The organism is Candidatus Pantoea floridensis (genome assembly GCF_900215435.1).
Taxonomy (GTDB): Bacteria; Pseudomonadota; Gammaproteobacteria; order Enterobacterales; family Enterobacteriaceae; genus Pantoea; species Pantoea floridensis.
This window is the reverse complement of sequence record NZ_OCMY01000001.1, coordinates 3,127,431-3,144,579: the sequence shown is the minus strand read 5'-3', so window position 1 is coordinate 3,144,579 and position 17,149 is coordinate 3,127,431. Positions and strand designations below refer to the sequence as shown.

Below are 17,149 nucleotides of genomic sequence, written 5' to 3'. Positions count from 1 at the left end.
ATTTGATACTGGAGACATTATGGCCAACCCTTCCCTGACAATTATGATCGTTGACGATCATCCGCTGATGCGCCGCGGTATCCGCCAGCTTCTGGCGCTGGAGCCACGCCTGGAAGTGGTGGCCGAGGCGAATAATGGCACCGAAGCGCTGGCAGAAGCGCGTCGGCTATCACCCGATGTCATCCTGCTGGACCTCAATATGAAAGGCATGTCCGGGCTGGATACGCTGAAAGCCCTGCGTAACGAAGGCATTGCCGCACGCATTTTGATATTAACGGTTTCCGATGCGCGCAATGATATTTACGCCATGGTGGATGCCGGCGCCGACGGTTATCTGCTGAAAGACAGTGAACCTGAGCTGTTACTGGCGCAGATCATGCGGGGAGCCAAAGGTGAGAATGTATTTAGCGAAACGGTCGCCGACTACCTCACCACGCGCCAGCCAACCTCGAATCCGTTTAAGCAGCTCACCGAACGCGAGCTGGATGTGCTGCAGGAAGTGGCGCGCGGCTTGTCGAACAAAGAGATCGCAACAACCCTGCATATCTCCGAAGAGACGGTAAAAGTGCATATTCGCAATCTGCTGCGCAAGCTGGACGTGCGCTCGCGCGTGGCCGCCACGGTATTGTGGCTGGAGAGCCGTAATGTGTAGCAGCGCACAGAAAGCCGCGACCACATTTACACTTTCTCCTTAATTTATCCACGATTCTCTAATTTGTGCCGCGTAGAGTAGCAGCAGCAGGAGTTTTCTGAGAGAGCACTTTGCACTCCGCCAGCGTGAAGCCATCCTTGCTTCGCGCTCAACATAATAAAAGTAAAAAATACGCAGCTGAGGAGTGTCGGTTCCATGTCGAATTTTTTTATCGACCGCCCCATTTTTGCCTGGGTTCTGTCTATTTTGCTCTGCCTGTGCGGCACGCTAGCGATCATCTCGCTGCCGATTGAGCAGTATCCCGATCTCGCGCCGCCTAACGTGCGTATCACCGCGAACTATCCCGGGGCATCGGCGGAGACGCTGGAAAATACCGTCACGCAGGTTATCGAACAGAACATGACCGGTATCGATAACCTGATGTACATGTCCTCGAACAGCAGCAATACCGGCCAGGCTCAAATCACTCTCACCTTTACGGCCGGTACCAATCCCGACGAAGCGCGTCAGCAGGTCCAGAACCAGCTGCAAAGTGCGCTGCGCAAACTACCCGCGGCGGTACAATCACAGGGCGTGACGGTAAATAAAACCGGTGATAGCAACATCCTGATGATTGCCTTTGTCTCGACCGACGGCAGTATGGACAAGCAGGATATTTCAGATTATGTCGCCAGTAACATTCAGGATCCGCTGAGCCGCATTGACGGTGTGGGCCAGGTGGATGCCTACGGTTCGCAATATGCGATGCGTATCTGGCTCGATCCTAACAAGCTGATTGCCTATGCGCTGACGACTGAAGACGTGGTCAGCGCCATTGAATCACAGAACACTCAGGTAGCGGTGGGCCAGGTGGGCGGGTTGCCGTCGGTGGACAAGCAGGCGCTTAACGCCACGGTAAATGCGCAATCGATGCTGCAAACGCCCGAGCAGTTCAAAGCGGTGACGCTGAAAACCAACAGCGATGGCTCAGTGGTAACGCTGGGCGACGTGGCGAACGTGGCGATGGGCGCGGAGAAATATGACTTCCTTAGCCGCTACAATGGCCAGGCGGCTTCCGGGCTCGGTATAAAGCTGGCCTCTGGCGCCAACGAGATGAACACCGACAAGCTGGTCCGCGCGCGCATCGCGGAGCTTTCACACTACTTCCCGCACGGGCTGGAAGCTAAAGTCGCCTATGAAACCACGCCGTTCGTTAAAGCCTCAATTACGGACGTGGTAAAAACCCTGCTGGAAGCCATCCTGCTGGTGTTCCTGGTGATGTATCTGTTCCTGCAAAATTTCCGCGCCACGCTGATTCCTACCATTGCGGTGCCGGTGGTGCTGCTTGGCACCTTTGCGGTGCTCTACGCCTTTGGCTACAGCATCAATACGCTCACCATGTTCGCCATGGTACTCGCCATCGGCTTGCTGGTGGATGATGCCATCGTGGTGGTGGAAAACGTTGAGCGCATCATGAGCGAAGAAGGCCTTTCACCGCGCGCGGCGACGCGCAAATCGATGGGACAGATTCAGGGTGCGCTGGTGGGCATTGCGCTGGTGCTGTCGGCGGTATTTGTACCGATGGCGTTCTTTGGCGGCACGGTGGGCGCGATCTATCGTCAATTCTCAATCACCATTGTTTCGGCAATGGTGCTGTCGGTATTGGTGGCGATGATTCTCACGCCCGCGCTTTGTTCGACGCTGCTGAAACCGCTGGCGCAGGGCCATCATCATGGCCGCAGCGGCTTCTTCGGCTGGTTCAACCGTACATTCAACGCCAGCGCGGAGCGCTATGAGCGCGGCGTGGCAAAAATTCTACTGAAAGGCGGGCGCTGGCTGTTGCTCTATCTCGCCATTATCGGCGTGATGGCGTTTCTGTTTATTCGCCTGCCAACCTCCTTCCTGCCGCTGGAAGACCGCGGCGTGTTTCTGACGCAGGTGCAATTACCCGCCGGTGCCACTCTGGAGCAAACCTCAGACGTGGTGGCAAAAGTCGAAAATTACTACATGACCAGCGAGAAAGATAACGTGCTCTCGGTGTTCTCAACCATCGGTGCCGGTCCTGGCGGCAACGGACAGAACGTAGCGCGCCTGTTTGTGCGGTTGAAAGATTGGGAAGCACGTCCAGGCAGCGATCGCACCTCTTTCGCGATCATCGAACGGGCAACGAAAGCTTTCCACAAGATTAAAGAAGCGCGCGTGATTGCCAGCAGTCCGCCAGCAATTACCGGCATGGGTAGCTCATCGGGCTTCGACATGGAATTGCAGGATCACGGCGGCATCGGGCATACCCAGCTAATGGCGATGCGCGATAAATTGCTGGAGCTGGCGGACAGCAATCCGTCGCTGTCGCGCGTGCGTCACAACGGCCTTGATGACAGTCCACAGTTACAGATCGATGTCGATCAGCGTAAAGCGCAGGCGCTCGGCGTATCGCTGGATACCATCAACGACACCTTAACCACCGCGTGGGGTTCAACCTACGTTAATGACTTCCTCGATCGCGGACGCGTTAAGAAGGTTTATGTACAGGCCGCGGCAGAGTTCCGTATGCTGCCGGAAGATGTGAATAAGTGGTATGTGCGCAACAACAGCGGCGGCATGGTGCCCTTCTCGGCCTTCGCCACCAGCCATTGGGAAACCGGTTCGCCGCGTCTGGAACGTTACAACGGATATTCTTCACTGGAGATTGTTGGCGAGGCGGCAAACGGCGTCAGCAGCGGCACGGCGATGGACGTCATGGAAAAACTGGTCGGGCAGTTACCGCTGGGCGTAGGCTTCCAGTGGACTGGCGCATCCTATCAGGAACGCTTGTCCGGCTCGCAGGCGCCGGCGCTCTATGCCATTTCGCTGCTGGTGGTGTTCCTGTGTCTGGCGGCCTTATATGAGAGCTGGTCGATTCCTTTCTCGGTGATGCTGGTGGTGCCGCTCGGCGTCGTGGGCGCACTGGTGGCGACATGGCTGCGCGGACTGGAGAACGACGTTTATTTCCAGGTGGGATTGCTCACCGTTATCGGCCTTTCGGCAAAGAATGCCATTCTGATTGTAGAATTTGCCAATGAGATCAACAGTAAAGGCCGGGAACTGCTGGAATCGACGCTGGAAGCCTCACGTCAACGTCTGCGCCCGATTTTGATGACTTCGCTGGCGTTTATCTTTGGCGTATTGCCGATGGCGATCAGCAGCGGCGCAGGCTCCGGCAGCCAGCACGCGGTGGGTACCGGTGTAATGGGGGGGATGATCTCGGCCACCGTATTGGCTATCTTCTTCGTGCCGCTGTTCTTCGTGGTGGTCCGCCGAAGATTCCCGCTGAAAGAGAAGCCGCACGATTAGGTTTATTAGGTCGTCATAAATGACGCCCCTACGTTCGTGCATACCCCAACCGTAGGGTCGCCATTTATGGCGACCGTTTTAAAGGCCCGTGACGACGCAATAAAAAAGCCGCCATTGCATACATGGCGGCTTTATTGTTGTGTGTGGTAAGAATTACAGCAAGTTGGGAAGTGCCCTGCTTTTCTCTTCACGCGTTACTTACGTAACATCGCTTCGATAAATTCTTTCCAGTTTCCCATTTCAGTGTCGACCATAAAACCCTCTCTTATTGTAGTGGCGATTCTACGCCGATTTTTTCTACAGGTGAATACGCTTCCACCTGTTATCACTATCGGCAAAAGTAAACAAAAGCTGCAATTTTCTGAAATTGTGTACTGACGCACATTTCAGCAACCCGCTAATGCTGCTAGGAAAAAGTGAGTTTTGCATTGAGTAGCATACATTCACGCTTAAGATAATCCTTAGTGGCCTGATGATGCTGCAGGTGATTATTGAAGGCGTGAATGAAAGCGCTTACTGGATCTAAGTAATAAAATTTATCACCGTAAAATTGTCATGAAAAATCCAGCAATAAAGCATACAGCCGCCGTCAACGCTCACGGCACTTAGAGCGCTGTGGTAAACTCGCGCTTTATTTTTATCAAAATGGGAATAAGCGATGACAGCGCAGTGGGTGATGTACGGAATTAAAAATTGCGACACGATAAAAAAAGCACGCAACTCTTTAGCATCATCCGGCATCGACTATCGTTTTCATGATTATCGCGTTGATGGCCTTGATGATGCGCTGCTGCAATCTTTTATTGATCAGTTAGGTTATGAAGCGCTACTCAACACGCGGGGCACCACCTGGCGTAAGCTGCCAGAAGCCGAGCGCGCGGCCGTTAACGATGCAGACAGCGCCAAAGCCGTGATGCTCGCCCAGCCGGCCATCATCAAGCGCCCGGTATTGGCGTCGCCGCAGGGCGATCTGCTGGTCGGCTTCAACGATTCCCTTTACCACGCGTTTATCCAGGAGAAGTCATAACATGTTTTGTCCGGTCATTGAGCTGGCTCAGCAGCTTATCCGTCGCCCCTCTCTCAGCCCGGATGATGCCGGTTGCCAGGCGTTGCTGATTGCGCGTCTGGAGGCTATCGGCTTTCGCGTTGAGCCGATGCACATTGGCGATACGCTAAACTTTTGGGCAACGCGCGGTCAGGGCGAAACGCTGGCATTTGCGGGTCATACCGATGTGGTGCCGCCAGGCGATGCCAATCGCTGGATCAGCCCACCGTTCGAACCCAGCATCCGCGACGGCATGCTGTTTGGCCGCGGTGCAGCTGACATGAAGGGCTCGCTGGCGGCGATGGTGGTGGCAGCAGAACGCTTTGTCGCCGCTCATCCTCAGCATAAAGGGCGTCTGGCTTTCCTGATTACCTCGGATGAAGAAGCCAACGCGGTTAACGGTACGGTAAAAGTGGTTGAGCGTTTAATGGCGCGCAACGAACGCATGGATTACTGCCTGGTCGGCGAGCCGTCAAGCACCGAGATTGTTGGCGACGTGGTGAAAAACGGTCGTCGCGGATCCATGACGGCAAATCTAACCCTTCACGGCGTGCAGGGCCATGTGGCGTATCCGCATCTGGCGGATAATCCGGTACATCGCGCCATGCCCGCGTTGAATGAGTTGGTGGCGACGGTGTGGGATGAAGGTAACGAATTCTTCCCGCCCACCAGCATGCAAATTGCCAATGTACAGGCGGGTACCGGCAGCAATAACGTGATCCCCGGTGAATGCTTTGTGCAGTTTAACTTCCGCTTCAGTACGCAGCTCACCGATCAAATGATTAAAGATCGCGTGGCAGCGTTGCTGGATCGTCACCAGTTACGCTATACGCTGGAGTGGAATGTTTCCGGTCAGCCGTTCCTGACTTCACGCGGTAAGCTGGTTGATGCCGTAGTGAATGCTGTCACGCACTATAATGAGATTAAGCCGCAGTTGCTCACCACCGGCGGCACCTCCGATGGGCGCTTCATCGCCCGCATGGGAGCGCAAGTGGTAGAACTGGGCCCGGTGAATGCCACCATTCATAAGATTAATGAGTGCGTGAAGGCGTCAGATTTGCAGATGTTGAGCCGTATGTACCAGCGCATCATGGAACAGCTGATCGCCTAAGCGCGCAGAAGGAGATAAGGGATGGAATTCTTTAAAGAGTACTGGTGGATCTTGGTGATCCTGCTAATGGTCGGTATTTTGATGAACGTTTACAAAGACCTAAAACGTATCGACCATAAAAAATTCATGGAAAACAAACCGGATTTGCCGCCGCATCGTGATTTTAACGATAAATGGGATGATGAGGACGACTGGCCGAAAAAGAAATAACCACAGTTAAAAGCCATTCTGAAAATGTAGGGTCGCCATTTATGGCGACCGATTCCCGGGGTGCATTAATGCACCCCCTACGTTGCGCGGCTAGATCATCATCACCACATCATCATCGCCAGGCTTAGCGCCGCTCAACGCTTCATCGAAGTAACGACGCGGCACGGTATAGCGCAGGTGATTGAGCGCCAGTTCCATGCTGCGGTCGTCAATCGCGTGTGGCAAGTCTTCAACAATATCCAACGTCACATCGCCGCCTAATAAAATGAGCCGCTGCTTTGCCGCCTCCGCATGCTGTAGCGGAATCTGATCGTCTTCATCGCCATGAATCAAATGGATGGTGTTGCGCGTGGTTGCACGCTGCGGCAGCGTGGCGTAGCGTCCACTAAACACAATGGCTCGCCCTGCCAGATCCGGCTGCGCTTTTATGCCTTCCAGCACCATCATTCCACCTTGCGAAAATCCCACCAGCGCAGTGGCTTCAGCACGAACGCCGCTCTCCTGCTGCCAGTGACGCACCGAGGCAATGAATTCAGGCATTATCGCATCCACGCCCTGCTGCTCCGAACGATCGTGCGGCGGAATTTCGACAAACCATTGCCGACCCTGCGGCGCACTGCCGGCATAGGGCGCACCAACGGAAACCACCAGCGCCTGCGGAAACGCTTTGGCGAACCAGCTGCCAATCTGCGCCATCGAATCAGGGTTATCGTTTACGCCGTGATACAGCAGAAACAGCTGTGCTGCACTGCTCGGCTGCTGAACAATTACATATCGTAGTGCCATAAGATCCTCCTGCAATCACTATACGCCGCTGCTCGCACAGAGATATCGGGAAAATTTGAACGAGATAATGGATTTATTGCAACGAGCGGAGCCGCTGCTGCCAGCGATCTGCGGCTTGTGCATCGTGTTGGATCAGCACCTGCGCAACCTCGCCGCGCAGCTTATGCATCAATGCTTTACGCCCGTTAAGACCGACATATTGCGCGACATCGTGTAGCGTTTGTTTTTGCAGCAGGATGGCATTCAATAGCGGTGAAGGAGAGTGGCGTACTAAACGCTGCAGCGCGGCATAGCTGGCTTCAAACGGTCGCAGTGCCCAGGCAAACCCTGCCAGCAGCCACTCATCATCCTCATTCAGTTGCTGATTGGCATCGCTAGCAATCACCAACGGCAGATCGATAAGATCTTGTAGCCACGGCCAATCACGGGCGAGCCGCTGTGCAGCCTGCTGCTGTAAGGCACTTCCCGCCGGCGTGATCGCCAACATCGCCATGGCGGCATAACAACCGCTGCTGGCTTCGCGCTGCGAACCAATACGTACCAGCGTAAAACCACAGGCGCGCCAGAACTGCCACAGCGCCTCAGTGTAGCCAAAGCTCACGGAAAGGTAGTCATAATCCTGTGCCTGCTGCCGTGCGGTAGCCACCAGGGTTTTGCCGATTCCGCGCTGGCGCTTGGCCGCCTGGACCGCAATTCGGCTAATACGCAGTGAGCGCAATGTTGCTGCCGCAGCGAACCCGGCATGTGCCGCTAGCGACTGTGCCACCAGATTACCGCGCGGCCGACGGTAACCCGCCCATACTGCATCGGCAAGCGGCTGCGCTAAACCGCCCTCCTCCACCAGCCACAGCGCGCCGGTGATGTGTTCAGCTTCGCCGGCTAACCAAAAGCGCATGCCGGGCGCATCCAGCATCCGACGCAAATCCAGCGGTGAAGTACGATAGTGCGCGCTGGCAAGCAGGCGATAACCCGCCTCCAGCGCCGGTAAATTGTGTTGTGGCGTGGCTGGATAAATCGCGATTTCAGCGTTTACGCGGTTTTCCTGCGCATCTTCAAACAGCAGCGCCTGGCTGAGCCACTGCTCCAGCGGATCGTTGGGCGACCAGCGCAACGGCTCGTCGAGCTGGAAGTAGCGCACATCGGGCAACGTGGCGCAGAAACGCAGCATAAAACCGCGCCCGGTGCCTTCATAACCTTGCACGGTGGTGGTGAGCAGTACGCGTGGAAAGCGTTGCACCAGCTGCTGCAACAGTGGCGCAGGGATCGCGGCCGCTTCATCAACAATCAGCCATTGCGCCAGTGGAGGCGATTCCAGTGCGAGGATGGCATCCGGCGCCATAAAACGGAAATGCTCACCGGCAAACGCAGCTAGCACGTCGGTTGAAACTTTGGCTGGCGCGGTAACTAAGGCGTGCTGATTGTGCTGCGCCAGCATGCCGGCTAGCGCTGATTTACCACGACCGCGCGCGGCGGTAATCACCGCAACGCCTTTGGGCATTGCTGAGAGCTGTTGCAGCATCTGTGCCTGCTGCTGCGGTGCCTGACAGCGCCACGCCGGCCAATCTATCCCGGCGGCCTGGCGCACGGCCTGATGTTGACGCAGTAACATCACCTGCGGATCGCGCAGCATAAGCGATTGCAGATGCTGGATGAAATGCGGTGTGGCGATGGGCTCTGCGACATCAGCCCAGCGCAGGCTGTCAGCATCAGGTTGATTCGGCCAGCTTTCCCACGCGGGCGTCAGCAGCAACAGCCAGCTGCCCGCACGCAAGGTGCCCGCCAGCGCCGCAAAGGCTTCGGCATGGAAACCGTCACGCGCATCAAAGATTGCATGCTGGAATTCACGCCCTAACAAAGTACGCAGTGCGGTGGGCGCAACGGCGTCTGGAAACTCATGGCTGTCGCTGAGCGTGAGCCAGTCACCGGGTAGCTCTGCGCGCCAGCGGGCGGCTTGCTGCCATACCCAATCGGCATCGCCGCCGATCGCGCCCAGGCGACGAATGCCCGCACGCTGCATTGCCGCCGTCACGTCAACTAAAGACATCAGTTGCTAGCGAAGGTGTTGCACTGGCCCGGATCGCCACTATCGAAACCGCGCTTCAGCCAGGTGTAACGCTGCTGCGAGGTGCCATGAGTGAAGCTATCCGGCACCACGCGGCCCTGCCCTTTCTGCTGCAGGCGATCGTCGCCAATCGCTTCAGCGGCATTCAGCGCTTCCTGCAAATCGCCCACTTCTAAGATGTTCTGCTGCTGCATGTAATGGCCCCAGACGCCGGCGAAGCAGTCAGCCTGCAACTCCATTTTCACCGACAGCTGATTTGCCTGCACCTGGCTCGCGCCCTGCTGCATCTGGCGAACTTTAGGCTCAATGCCCAACAGTTTTTGTACGTGATGGCCGACTTCATGAGCAATGACATAGCCCTGAGCAAAATCGCCGCCGGCACCCAGTTTGGTTTTCATATCATCGTAAAACGACAAGTCGATATAGACGGTTTGGTCGGCTGGACAGTAAAACGGTCCCATCGCCGATTGGCCGGTACCACAATTAGTACGCGTCGCACCGCGGTACATCACCAGCTTCGGCGGCACGTACTGTTTATTCATCTGCTGGAACAGCTTGCTCCAGGTATCCTCAGTCGTCGCCAGAATTACCGAGGTGAATTTGGCATCTTCATTACTTTGCGCCGAGTTCACCTGACGCTGCTGCGATGTGGGTGCGACACTGCCACCGCCTTCCAGCAACGCGGTAAGATCGTAACCGTAATAGCCCGCCACGGCGACTACCACCAGTAAAATCAGGCCGCCTTTGCCGCGTGGAATGCGGATTTGCCGCCCACCGCCGCTGCCAAAGCCGGGTGAGTCATTGCGTCGATCTTCTACGTTGTCGCTCTCACGACGCCCTTGCCAGCGCATGGTCTAACTCCTTTAAACATGTTTGGCATGATTTTAGTTGGCGTCAGCGGGAAGCACCAGTGTTGTAGTCACATAACACCGTAGGGTCGTCATTAATGACGACCTGTATTGCGGACATAAAAAAGGTCGTCATAAATGACGACCTTACAAGCTTGATGGATGGACTTAATCCAGCTTCACACCCAAACGCTGGGCGACTTCTTCGTAGGCTTCAACCAGCCCACCGAGGCTCTGGCGGAAACGGTCTTTATCCATTTTGTCCAGGGTGTTTTTATCCCACAGACGCGCGCCGTCTGGCGAGAACTCATCGCCGAGCACCACTTCGCCGTTGAACAGGCCAAATTCCAGCTTGAAGTCGACCAGGATTAAGCCCGCGTCATCAAACAGCTTGCTCAGCACATCGTTGGCTTTAAAGGTCAGCTCTTGCATTCGCGCCAGGTTGGCTTTGCTGACCCAGCCGAAGGTTTCGCAATAGGATTCGTTGACCATCGGGTCGTGTTTAGCGTCATCTTTCAGGAAGAGATCAAACAGCGGTGGATTGAGCACAATGCCCTCCTCCACGCCCAGACGTTTTACCAGCGATCCTGCCGCACGGTTGCGTACCACGCACTCGACCGGCACCATCTCTAGCTTTTTCACCAGCGCTTCGTTATCTGACAGCAGCGCTTCCATCTGGGTAGGAATGCCCGCTTCCTGCAATTTGGTCATGATGAAATGGTTAAACTTGTTATTGACCATTCCTTTGCGATCAAACTGCTCGATTCGTGCACCGTCTCCTGCTGACGTATCGTTGCGGAATTCAAGTACCAGCAGATCCGGATTATCGGTGCTGTATACGGTTTTCGCTTTACCGCGATACAACTCAGCTCGCTTTTGCATCTTGTTAACTCCAAACATGAAAGAACCCGTGTTCAGCGGTGCTTCACCGCGCGCCGACTGCGTGACGCAATCGTTTACTTCGCCGGGCGCTATTATACACAAAATAATTCGAGATGCAGGAAGGCGGCAAACGAATGACAATTCCAAAACAAAAAGGCCGGAGAATCTCCGGCCCTTTGGCAATTTATTTCAACGCGCCTTGAATCACTTGCACCAGCGCATCGTTCTGCGTCTGGGTTAGCACATGACCTTTTGGATCGATGAACTGCAGACTGCTGCGGTTATCCAGATCGCCAACTTGCAATTTGTAATCGCCGTTCGGTAATTCCGGATCTTTGGCGCCAATTTCATCCCACACGCCGCTGCCCGGCTGCTTGTAGGTGACTTTCAGGCTACCTTGCGAACGGTTGTCGTCAGTGACTTCCATCCCCACGCGTTTTAGCGCTGCTGGCAAACGCTGCCAGGTGACGTTAAACGGTGCACGCAGAATCAGCAGCGGTAAACCGGTGTCATCCGCACCGCTCTGGACGTCAATCTGTCCGGTCGCGCGGTTTGCGGCCGCATCCTGGCTGGCAGAATCCACTTTATCCAGGCCGGTGCTGATGTCGTTCAACATCTGGCCGGTATAGCGTTGGATTTGCGCCGGAGACGTTACGGCCTGTCCTGACTGCTGCAGCTCAAGCAGACGTACCGTCAGCACTTGCTGGTAGCTTTGATTCTGTACGCTGATCTGGTAGCGACCGCGATACTGGTTATCTTCGTCTGCACGGTTCCACTGCACCCAATCGGTGGTCAGCTGCTGTGAAGCATCATCACGCTGGGCAATCGGGAATTTGTAAGACTGAATAACGCCAACAACCTGTGACCAGATAGAACCCCGGCTGCTTTCGATGGCCAGCACGCCGGTGTTACCGGTGAACTGCGCACGTGTACCGTTCAGCAGCGCCAGCGGCTGGGCAGGCGGACGAATATCGAGCTCTTTACCTACCGCGCCTTTTGCCACGCTATGCGGAACATCATAATCACCATTCTGCAGCGGCAGAATCATGCCCGCCGGGGCTTTTAAATCATGCAGTTCCGGCGCCTGCAGGTAAGATTCATCACCACTGACCTGGCGCTTATAACGCTGATCGTTGGAACACGCTGTTAGCAGCATCAGGGTGGAAAGGCCCACAACCGTTGCCAGCGTCGAGCGCTTAACTGAATAACTCATTGATTCTCCCTAAATTATCGCAGACCCGCTTTAATCAGCGCTTGAGCCGTTTTTGCCTGACCGGCATCGGTCAGAGGCGTCATTGGCAAGCGCAGCGTGTCATCCGCGATTAATCCTAGCTGTTTTGCTGCCCATTTCACCGGGATTGGATTGGGTTCACAGAAAAGCGTCTGGTGCAGATGCATCAGACGCTGATTCAGGCGACGCGCTTCGGCGAATTTGCCCTGTTGCGCCAAGGCACAGAGTTCTACCATTTCACGCGCTGCAATGTTAGCCGTGACTGAAATTACGCCTTTGCCGCCCAGTTGCATTGAGTCCAGCGCCGTGGCGTCATCGCCACTGACGATGATGAACTCATCATTAACCAGCTCTTGGATCTGTGAGATACGTGATAAGTTCCCGGTGGCCTCTTTGATTCCGATAATATTTTTTATTTCGGCTAAACGCGCGACGGTTTCCGGCAGCATGTCGCAACCGGTACGCGAAGGAACGTTATACAGCATCTGCGGCAGATCGGTACTTTCGGCAATGGCTTTAAAGTGCTGGAACAGCCCTTCCTGAGTGGGACGGTTGTAGTAAGGCGTTACTGTCAAACAGCCCACCACACCGCTGCCGGTAAAGCGTTTTGTCAGAGAGATGCCTTCGGCTGTGGCATTAGCGCCGGTGCCTGCGATAACCGGAATACGGCCATCCGCCAGTTCCAGCGTTTGCATAACAACATCACCATGCTCTTCATGGCTCAGCGTGGCAGATTCGCCGGTAGTGCCAACAGAAACAATCGCCGCGGTGCCGCTGGCAACATGATAATCAATCAGTTTTTTTAGACTTTCGCGGCAGACATTACCTTTTTCATTCATTGGCGTAATGAGCGCAACAATACTTCCGGTGAACATGGGCTATCCCCTCGACAAACAAGTGCCTCATGTTACGTTTTACATTGAAAGAAAAGCAAGTGAGCCACGCCATTCCTGCCCTTGTCAGCAGTTTTTTTTATGTTTACCTTATGGTTATTAGCGAACGTACAGGAAATGCCATTTTGCCGCAGTCACAGCCTCACCATCTGGTGATCACCGCGTTGGGCGTTGATCGTCCAGGTATCGTCAATACCATCACCCGCCACGTCAGCAGCTGCGGCTGTAATATTGAAGACAGCCGCCTGGCAATGCTGGGTGATGAGTTCACCTTTATTATGCTGTTATCCGGTAGCTGGAATGCGATAACCCTGATTGAATCAACGCTGCCGATGAAAGGTGCCGAACTGGAGCTGCTGATTGTGATGAAGCGCACCAATGCGCGCGCCACGCCACCGATGCCGGCAACAGTTTGGGTGCAGGTTGAAGTGCCCGATTCACCGCATATTATTGAGCGTTTCACCGATTTGTTCGATAAACACCAGATGAATATCGCCGAACTGGTTTCGCGGATTAAACCGGCACAGGACGACGTGGCGCCTACGCTCTATATTCAGATGACGGCGCACAGCCCGGCAAATCCCGTCAGCGCGCCAATTGAGCAGGCGTTTAATCAGCTGTGTGAAGAACTGCATGCACAAGGCTCAATTCGTCTTTATAGTGTCACCGACGATGCAGACAGCAGCGTTTAATCAGGCTCCGGGTTATTTCGCCACACACTCTGCCGTTATACGCAAACCGTGTAGTGAAATAACCCTGACGGTAAACCCCATCTGGCACTTTCGCTCTTGATGGTGTATTACCCACAGCATGTCGAAAAAATGGAGAGTTGTGATGAATCCACTGAAAGCCGGTGATACTGCACCGAAATTTAGCTTGCCCGATCAGGACGGCGAACAAGTAAATTTGGCCGACTTCCAGGGACAGCGTGTTCTGGTCTATTTCTATCCGAAAGCCATGACGCCGGGTTGCACCGTGCAGGCCTGCGGTCTGCGCGACAACATGGATGAGTTGAAAACGGAGGGTGTCACGGTACTGGGCATCAGCACCGATAAAGCCGAGAAACTGTCGCGCTTTGCCGATAAAGAGATGCTGAATTTCACGCTGCTATCCGATGAAGATCATCAGGTGTGCGAGCAGTTTGGCGTGTGGGGTGAGAAAACCTTTATGGGTAAAACCTATGACGGCATTCACCGCATCAGCTTCCTGATCGATGGCGAAGGTAAGGTCGAGAAAGTGTTCGACGATTTCAAAACCGCTAACCACCACGATATCGTGCTGGATTATTTGAAATCAGCCTAAAGAAAACGGGTGCGACTATCGCACCCGTTTTCTGTCACTCCGCGTGTGGCGCGTCCAGCGCCGGCGTTTCAGGCCACGCACGCACCACGGCCTTCACCAGCGTTGCCAACGGAATCGCAAAGAACACGCCCCAGAATCCCCACATACCGCCAAAAATCACCACGGACAGAATGATCACCAGCGGATGCAAATTAACCGCTTCAGAGAACAGAATCGGCACCAGAATATTGCCATCCAGCGCCTGAATCACCAGATAGATGGCGATCATCGTCCAGAAATCGCTGCCTAATCCCCACTGGAACAAGCCGACGCCGATCACGGGAAGGGTGACGACCATCGCGCCGATATAAGGAATCAACACCGAAACGCCTACCAGCACCGCCAGCAACAGGGAATAGTTGAGTCCCAGCATCAGGAAGGCCAGCCAGGTGACAAACCCCACCGCCACCATTTCCAGAACTTTGCCGCGGATGTAGTTGGTGATTTGCTGGTTCATCTCTTGCCATACCACGCCCGCCAGACCGCGATTGCGCGGCAGCACGCGACGCACCGCGTTCAGCATCTGCTCTTTATCTTTCAGCAGGAAGAACACCATTAGCGGTACCAGCACCAGATAGATCATCAGCGTCATCAATCCCACCAGCGACGCCAGCGAATACTTCACCAGCGAATCGCCCAGCCCCGTTAAACGGCTGCGCAGGTTTTCAACGATGATATCAATGATGCCGGCATCAACCAGCGCCGGATAGCGCTTCGGCAAGCCGGCAGCAAATACGTAGAGTTTATTCAGCATATTAGGTAAATCACGCGTGAGATTAATACCCTGCTGCCAGGCCACGGGGGCGACAATTAACACCATGACCAACAAAATGCCCGCAAACATCACTAACACCACGCTGGTTGCCCAGGTGCGGCTACAGCCTACCCGCTGTAAACGTACCGTTGGCCACTCAAGCAGATATGCCAGTACTAATGCCACCAGCAGCGGTGCCAGCAAGCCGCTGAAGAAGAACAAAATACAAAACGCCGCCAGCAGAATCACTAACAGGCCAATAGCTTGCGGATCGCTGAAGCGGCGTTTGTACCATTGATAAAGCAGAACGAGCATGCAAAACATCCTTGAAAACAGAAGAGCGCACATTCTGTAGCGGCGCGATAGATCACGCAATAAATTGCGCCGCTGCACAATGTGCATGAAAGGGAGGGTTAATGGGTAATGCTACTGACCAACGCATCCTGACCGGAGATCATCACGCAGTTTCGTCCGGCGTTTTTTGCTTGATAAAGCGCGGCATCGGCCTGCTTCAGGCTCTGCTCCTGCGTTCCCTCATCAGGCTGCCAATCGGCAATGCCCACCGACAGCGTGACATTGCCCACAGGGTCAATCCAGTTTTCCGCGATACTGCTGCGCACACGTTCGGCCAGTATACGTGCATCCTCCACTGATGTGGCCGGCAGCAGCATCAGGAATTCCTCCCCGCCGTTGCGACACACCACATCGGTTTGACGGGCACTGTTACGCAGAGTTCGCGCGACATGCTTGATGACCTCATCACCGACATCATGGCCAAAGGTATCGTTAACCCGCTTGAAGTGATCGATATCCAGCGCCAGCACCGAAAAAGGCTGGCGCATGGTGGCGAAGTAGTCGAGCACCGCGCTCAGGCCACGCCGATTAAGCAGATTGGTCATGGGATCGGTTTGCACTTCGGATTTCAGCCGGCCAATCTTGTCCTGTACTAAGCCAATGCCGGTGAGCAGTGCGCGTTTCACCTGCGCCGCTTCAAAATACCAGGCGCGAATGCCACGAATCTCGCTCGATACGCCCTGTGAATCCATTTGGCTGGCTTTCCGCGCCAATTGCCAAAGCGGCAGCGCAATCAATCGCGCCAGAATCACCGCCACCAACAGGGTCAGCAGGGCAAACGGCACCGAGTTTTTCAATACTTTCAATAACAAACCCGAGAGCGGCGCCAGCGTAACATGGGTCGGCTTCAATGCCACCACCATCCAACCGGTCGTGGGGACGATGGCGTAGCCGGCAAGTTTGGGCACATCCCCTTCGGTCAGCTGCACTTCCCCGTTGGTGTGATCCTGACGCTGGCGATCGCTAATGATGCCAGGCACACTTTTGCCAATCAGCTGGCTATTCTGGTGATAGAGCACCTGATTATTGCGGTCCAACACGTAAACATGGGTGCCATCGCGATAGTACTGCTCGCCGAGCAGCGCGTTCAGAATGCTTTTCTTTTTCAGATAAATGGTGCCACCAACATAGCCTCGATAGCGGCCGTCTTTGCTGATGATCGGCCAGGAGACAAAGACAATCAGGTTATTGGCGGCGGAGATGCTGGGCTTACTTACCATCGGCTGACGCTTTGCCAGCGCTTCACGCGATGACTGGCTGGTCAATTGCATGCCTTTCAGCATCAGTGATTCCGGCGAAATCGCTTTCACAATCCCATTACTGTCCACTACCGCAACCGAGTTAAAGCTGTTGGTTTGCTCACGCAGGCGGTTCACTTCCTGCTGCGCCAGATCGGCATTATCAAAATCATTGCCCAACTGTGTCGCGCTGTAGTGCAGCTGCGACTGAGCCAGCTGAAAGAAGACTTCGGTCGTGGCTGCCAGTTTAGCGGCGTAAGCGCGATTGGCTTCCAAAGTACTTTCGATTAGGACCATACGCTGCACGCGCCAGGTGGCGTACAAGGTGTTGGCCAGCGTGATCACGATGCTGGTAATCGCTAAGAGCGCGATCAGGGTTCGCAGGTCTGTTTTTGGCCGGAGACGCGCTAACATAACGCCCCCGCTCTAA

16 protein-coding genes are annotated in these 17,149 nt (G+C 54.9%); 7 read left to right on the top strand and 9 right to left on the bottom strand.

Annotated elements, in window-relative coordinates; all coding sequences use genetic code 11:
* Positions 1–19: 19 nt before the first annotated feature.
* Complete coding sequence (locus tag CRO19_RS14660) at positions 20–652, top strand: response regulator (RefSeq protein ID WP_097096475.1); 633 nt, start codon at positions 20–22, stop codon at positions 650–652.
* A gap of 195 nt (positions 653–847) precedes the next feature.
* Complete coding sequence (gene acrD, locus CRO19_RS14655) at positions 848–3,964, top strand: multidrug efflux RND transporter permease AcrD (protein ID WP_097096474.1); 3,117 nt, start codon at positions 848–850, stop codon at positions 3,962–3,964.
* A 194-nt stretch (positions 3,965–4,158) separates the two neighbouring features.
* On the opposite strand, the gene ypfM is transcribed toward acrD, so the two are convergent.
* On the bottom strand, positions 4,159–4,218 hold the full coding sequence (ypfM, locus tag CRO19_RS26475) for a protein YpfM (RefSeq protein WP_137386901.1): 60 nt from the start codon (positions 4,216–4,218) through the stop codon (positions 4,159–4,161).
* A gap of 404 nt (positions 4,219–4,622) precedes the next feature.
* On the opposite strand from ypfM, the gene CRO19_RS14650 reads away from it, so the two are divergent.
* From CRO19_RS14650 to CRO19_RS14640, 3 genes are read left to right on the top strand one after another with little or no spacing between them, the layout of a single operon-like run.
* Positions 4,623–4,991 (top strand): ArsC family reductase, encoded by a 369-nt coding sequence (locus CRO19_RS14650; protein ID WP_097096473.1) that lies wholly within the window; start codon positions 4,623–4,625, stop codon positions 4,989–4,991.
* Position 4,992: 1 nt separating this feature from the next.
* Positions 4,993–6,120, top strand: coding sequence for a succinyl-diaminopimelate desuccinylase (gene dapE / locus CRO19_RS14645; RefSeq protein ID WP_097096472.1), 1,128 nt, complete (start codon positions 4,993–4,995; stop codon positions 6,118–6,120).
* Positions 6,121–6,141: 21 nt separating this feature from the next.
* The gene (locus tag CRO19_RS14640; protein WP_097096471.1) at positions 6,142–6,330 is read left to right on the top strand and encodes a YpfN family protein; all 189 of its coding nucleotides are present in this window, start codon (positions 6,142–6,144) and stop codon (positions 6,328–6,330) included.
* Positions 6,331–6,420: 90 nt separating this feature from the next.
* Here the strand turns inward: CRO19_RS14640 and ypfH are convergent, their stop codons facing one another.
* From ypfH to dapA, 6 genes are all read right to left on the bottom strand, one after another.
* Positions 6,421–7,116: an esterase gene (gene ypfH / locus CRO19_RS14635; protein ID WP_097096470.1), complete on the bottom strand. Its 696-nt coding sequence runs from the start codon at positions 7,114–7,116 to the stop codon at positions 6,421–6,423.
* A gap of 73 nt (positions 7,117–7,189) precedes the next feature.
* Positions 7,190–9,160 carry a tRNA(Met) cytidine acetyltransferase TmcA gene (locus CRO19_RS14630; protein WP_097096469.1) on the bottom strand — a complete coding sequence of 657 codons (1,971 nt, stop codon included), beginning with the start codon at positions 9,158–9,160 and terminating at the stop codon, positions 7,190–7,192.
* Positions 9,160–10,029 carry a KPN_02809 family neutral zinc metallopeptidase gene (gene ypfJ / locus CRO19_RS14625; RefSeq protein ID WP_097096468.1) on the bottom strand — a complete coding sequence of 290 codons (870 nt, stop codon included), beginning with the start codon at positions 10,027–10,029 and terminating at the stop codon, positions 9,160–9,162. Before ypfJ ends, CRO19_RS14630 begins: the two co-directional genes overlap by 1 nt.
* Positions 10,030–10,194: 165 nt before the next feature.
* Positions 10,195–10,908, bottom strand: coding sequence for a phosphoribosylaminoimidazolesuccinocarboxamide synthase (gene purC, locus CRO19_RS14620; protein WP_097097668.1), 714 nt, complete (start codon positions 10,906–10,908; stop codon positions 10,195–10,197).
* 184 nt (positions 10,909–11,092) lie between these two features.
* Positions 11,093–12,121: an outer membrane protein assembly factor BamC gene (bamC, locus tag CRO19_RS14615; protein ID WP_097096467.1), complete on the bottom strand. Its 1,029-nt coding sequence runs from the start codon at positions 12,119–12,121 to the stop codon at positions 11,093–11,095.
* Positions 12,122–12,135: 14 nt separating this feature from the next.
* On the bottom strand, positions 12,136–13,014 hold the full coding sequence (gene dapA / locus CRO19_RS14610) for a 4-hydroxy-tetrahydrodipicolinate synthase (protein ID WP_097096466.1): 879 nt from the start codon (positions 13,012–13,014) through the stop codon (positions 12,136–12,138).
* 143 nt (positions 13,015–13,157) lie between these two features.
* On the opposite strand from dapA, the gene CRO19_RS14605 reads away from it, so the two are divergent.
* Complete coding sequence (locus tag CRO19_RS14605; RefSeq protein ID WP_097097667.1) at positions 13,158–13,724, top strand: glycine cleavage system transcriptional repressor; 567 nt, start codon at positions 13,158–13,160, stop codon at positions 13,722–13,724.
* A gap of 142 nt (positions 13,725–13,866) precedes the next feature.
* Positions 13,867–14,334: a thioredoxin-dependent thiol peroxidase gene (bcp, locus tag CRO19_RS14600; RefSeq protein WP_097096465.1), complete on the top strand. Its 468-nt coding sequence runs from the start codon at positions 13,867–13,869 to the stop codon at positions 14,332–14,334.
* Positions 14,335–14,368: 34 nt separating this feature from the next.
* Here the strand turns inward: bcp and CRO19_RS14595 are convergent, their stop codons facing one another.
* Entirely contained in the window at positions 14,369–15,442 is a 1,074-nt protein-coding gene (locus tag CRO19_RS14595; RefSeq protein WP_097096464.1) for an AI-2E family transporter, read from the bottom strand.
* A 98-nt stretch (positions 15,443–15,540) separates the two neighbouring features.
* A complete protein-coding gene (locus CRO19_RS14590) occupies positions 15,541–17,133 on the bottom strand; it encodes a sensor domain-containing diguanylate cyclase (protein WP_097096463.1) in 1,593 nt (530 codons plus the stop codon).
* Positions 17,134–17,149 lie beyond the last annotated feature (16 nt).

Bases quoted from the DNA above. Each gene is read 5' to 3' on its own strand.
- acrD (WP_097096474.1), top strand. From the start codon at position 848: ATGTCGAATTTTTTTATCGACCGCCCCATTTTTGCCTGGGTTCTGTCT.
- CRO19_RS14595 (WP_097096464.1), bottom strand. From the start codon at position 15,442: ATGCTCGTTCTGCTTTATCAATGGTACAAACGCCGCTTCAGCGATCCG.
- CRO19_RS14630 (WP_097096469.1), bottom strand. From the start codon at position 9,160: ATGTCTTTAGTTGACGTGACGGCGGCAATGCAGCGTGCGGGCATTCGT.
- ypfJ (WP_097096468.1), bottom strand. From the start codon at position 10,029: ATGCGCTGGCAAGGGCGTCGTGAGAGCGACAACGTAGAAGATCGACGC.
- bamC (WP_097096467.1), bottom strand. From the start codon at position 12,121: ATGAGTTATTCAGTTAAGCGCTCGACGCTGGCAACGGTTGTGGGCCTT.
- bcp (WP_097096465.1), top strand. From the start codon at position 13,867: ATGAATCCACTGAAAGCCGGTGATACTGCACCGAAATTTAGCTTGCCC.
- CRO19_RS14650 (WP_097096473.1), top strand. From the start codon at position 4,623: ATGACAGCGCAGTGGGTGATGTACGGAATTAAAAATTGCGACACGATA.
- purC (WP_097097668.1), bottom strand. From the start codon at position 10,908: ATGCAAAAGCGAGCTGAGTTGTATCGCGGTAAAGCGAAAACCGTATAC.
- dapE (WP_097096472.1), top strand. From the start codon at position 4,993: ATGTTTTGTCCGGTCATTGAGCTGGCTCAGCAGCTTATCCGTCGCCCC.
- ypfH (WP_097096470.1), bottom strand. From the start codon at position 7,116: ATGGCACTACGATATGTAATTGTTCAGCAGCCGAGCAGTGCAGCACAG.
- CRO19_RS14660 (WP_097096475.1), top strand. From the start codon at position 20: ATGGCCAACCCTTCCCTGACAATTATGATCGTTGACGATCATCCGCTG.
- dapA (WP_097096466.1), bottom strand. From the start codon at position 13,014: ATGTTCACCGGAAGTATTGTTGCGCTCATTACGCCAATGAATGAAAAA.
- CRO19_RS14640 (WP_097096471.1), top strand. From the start codon at position 6,142: ATGGAATTCTTTAAAGAGTACTGGTGGATCTTGGTGATCCTGCTAATG.
- CRO19_RS14590 (WP_097096463.1), bottom strand. From the start codon at position 17,133: ATGTTAGCGCGTCTCCGGCCAAAAACAGACCTGCGAACCCTGATCGCG.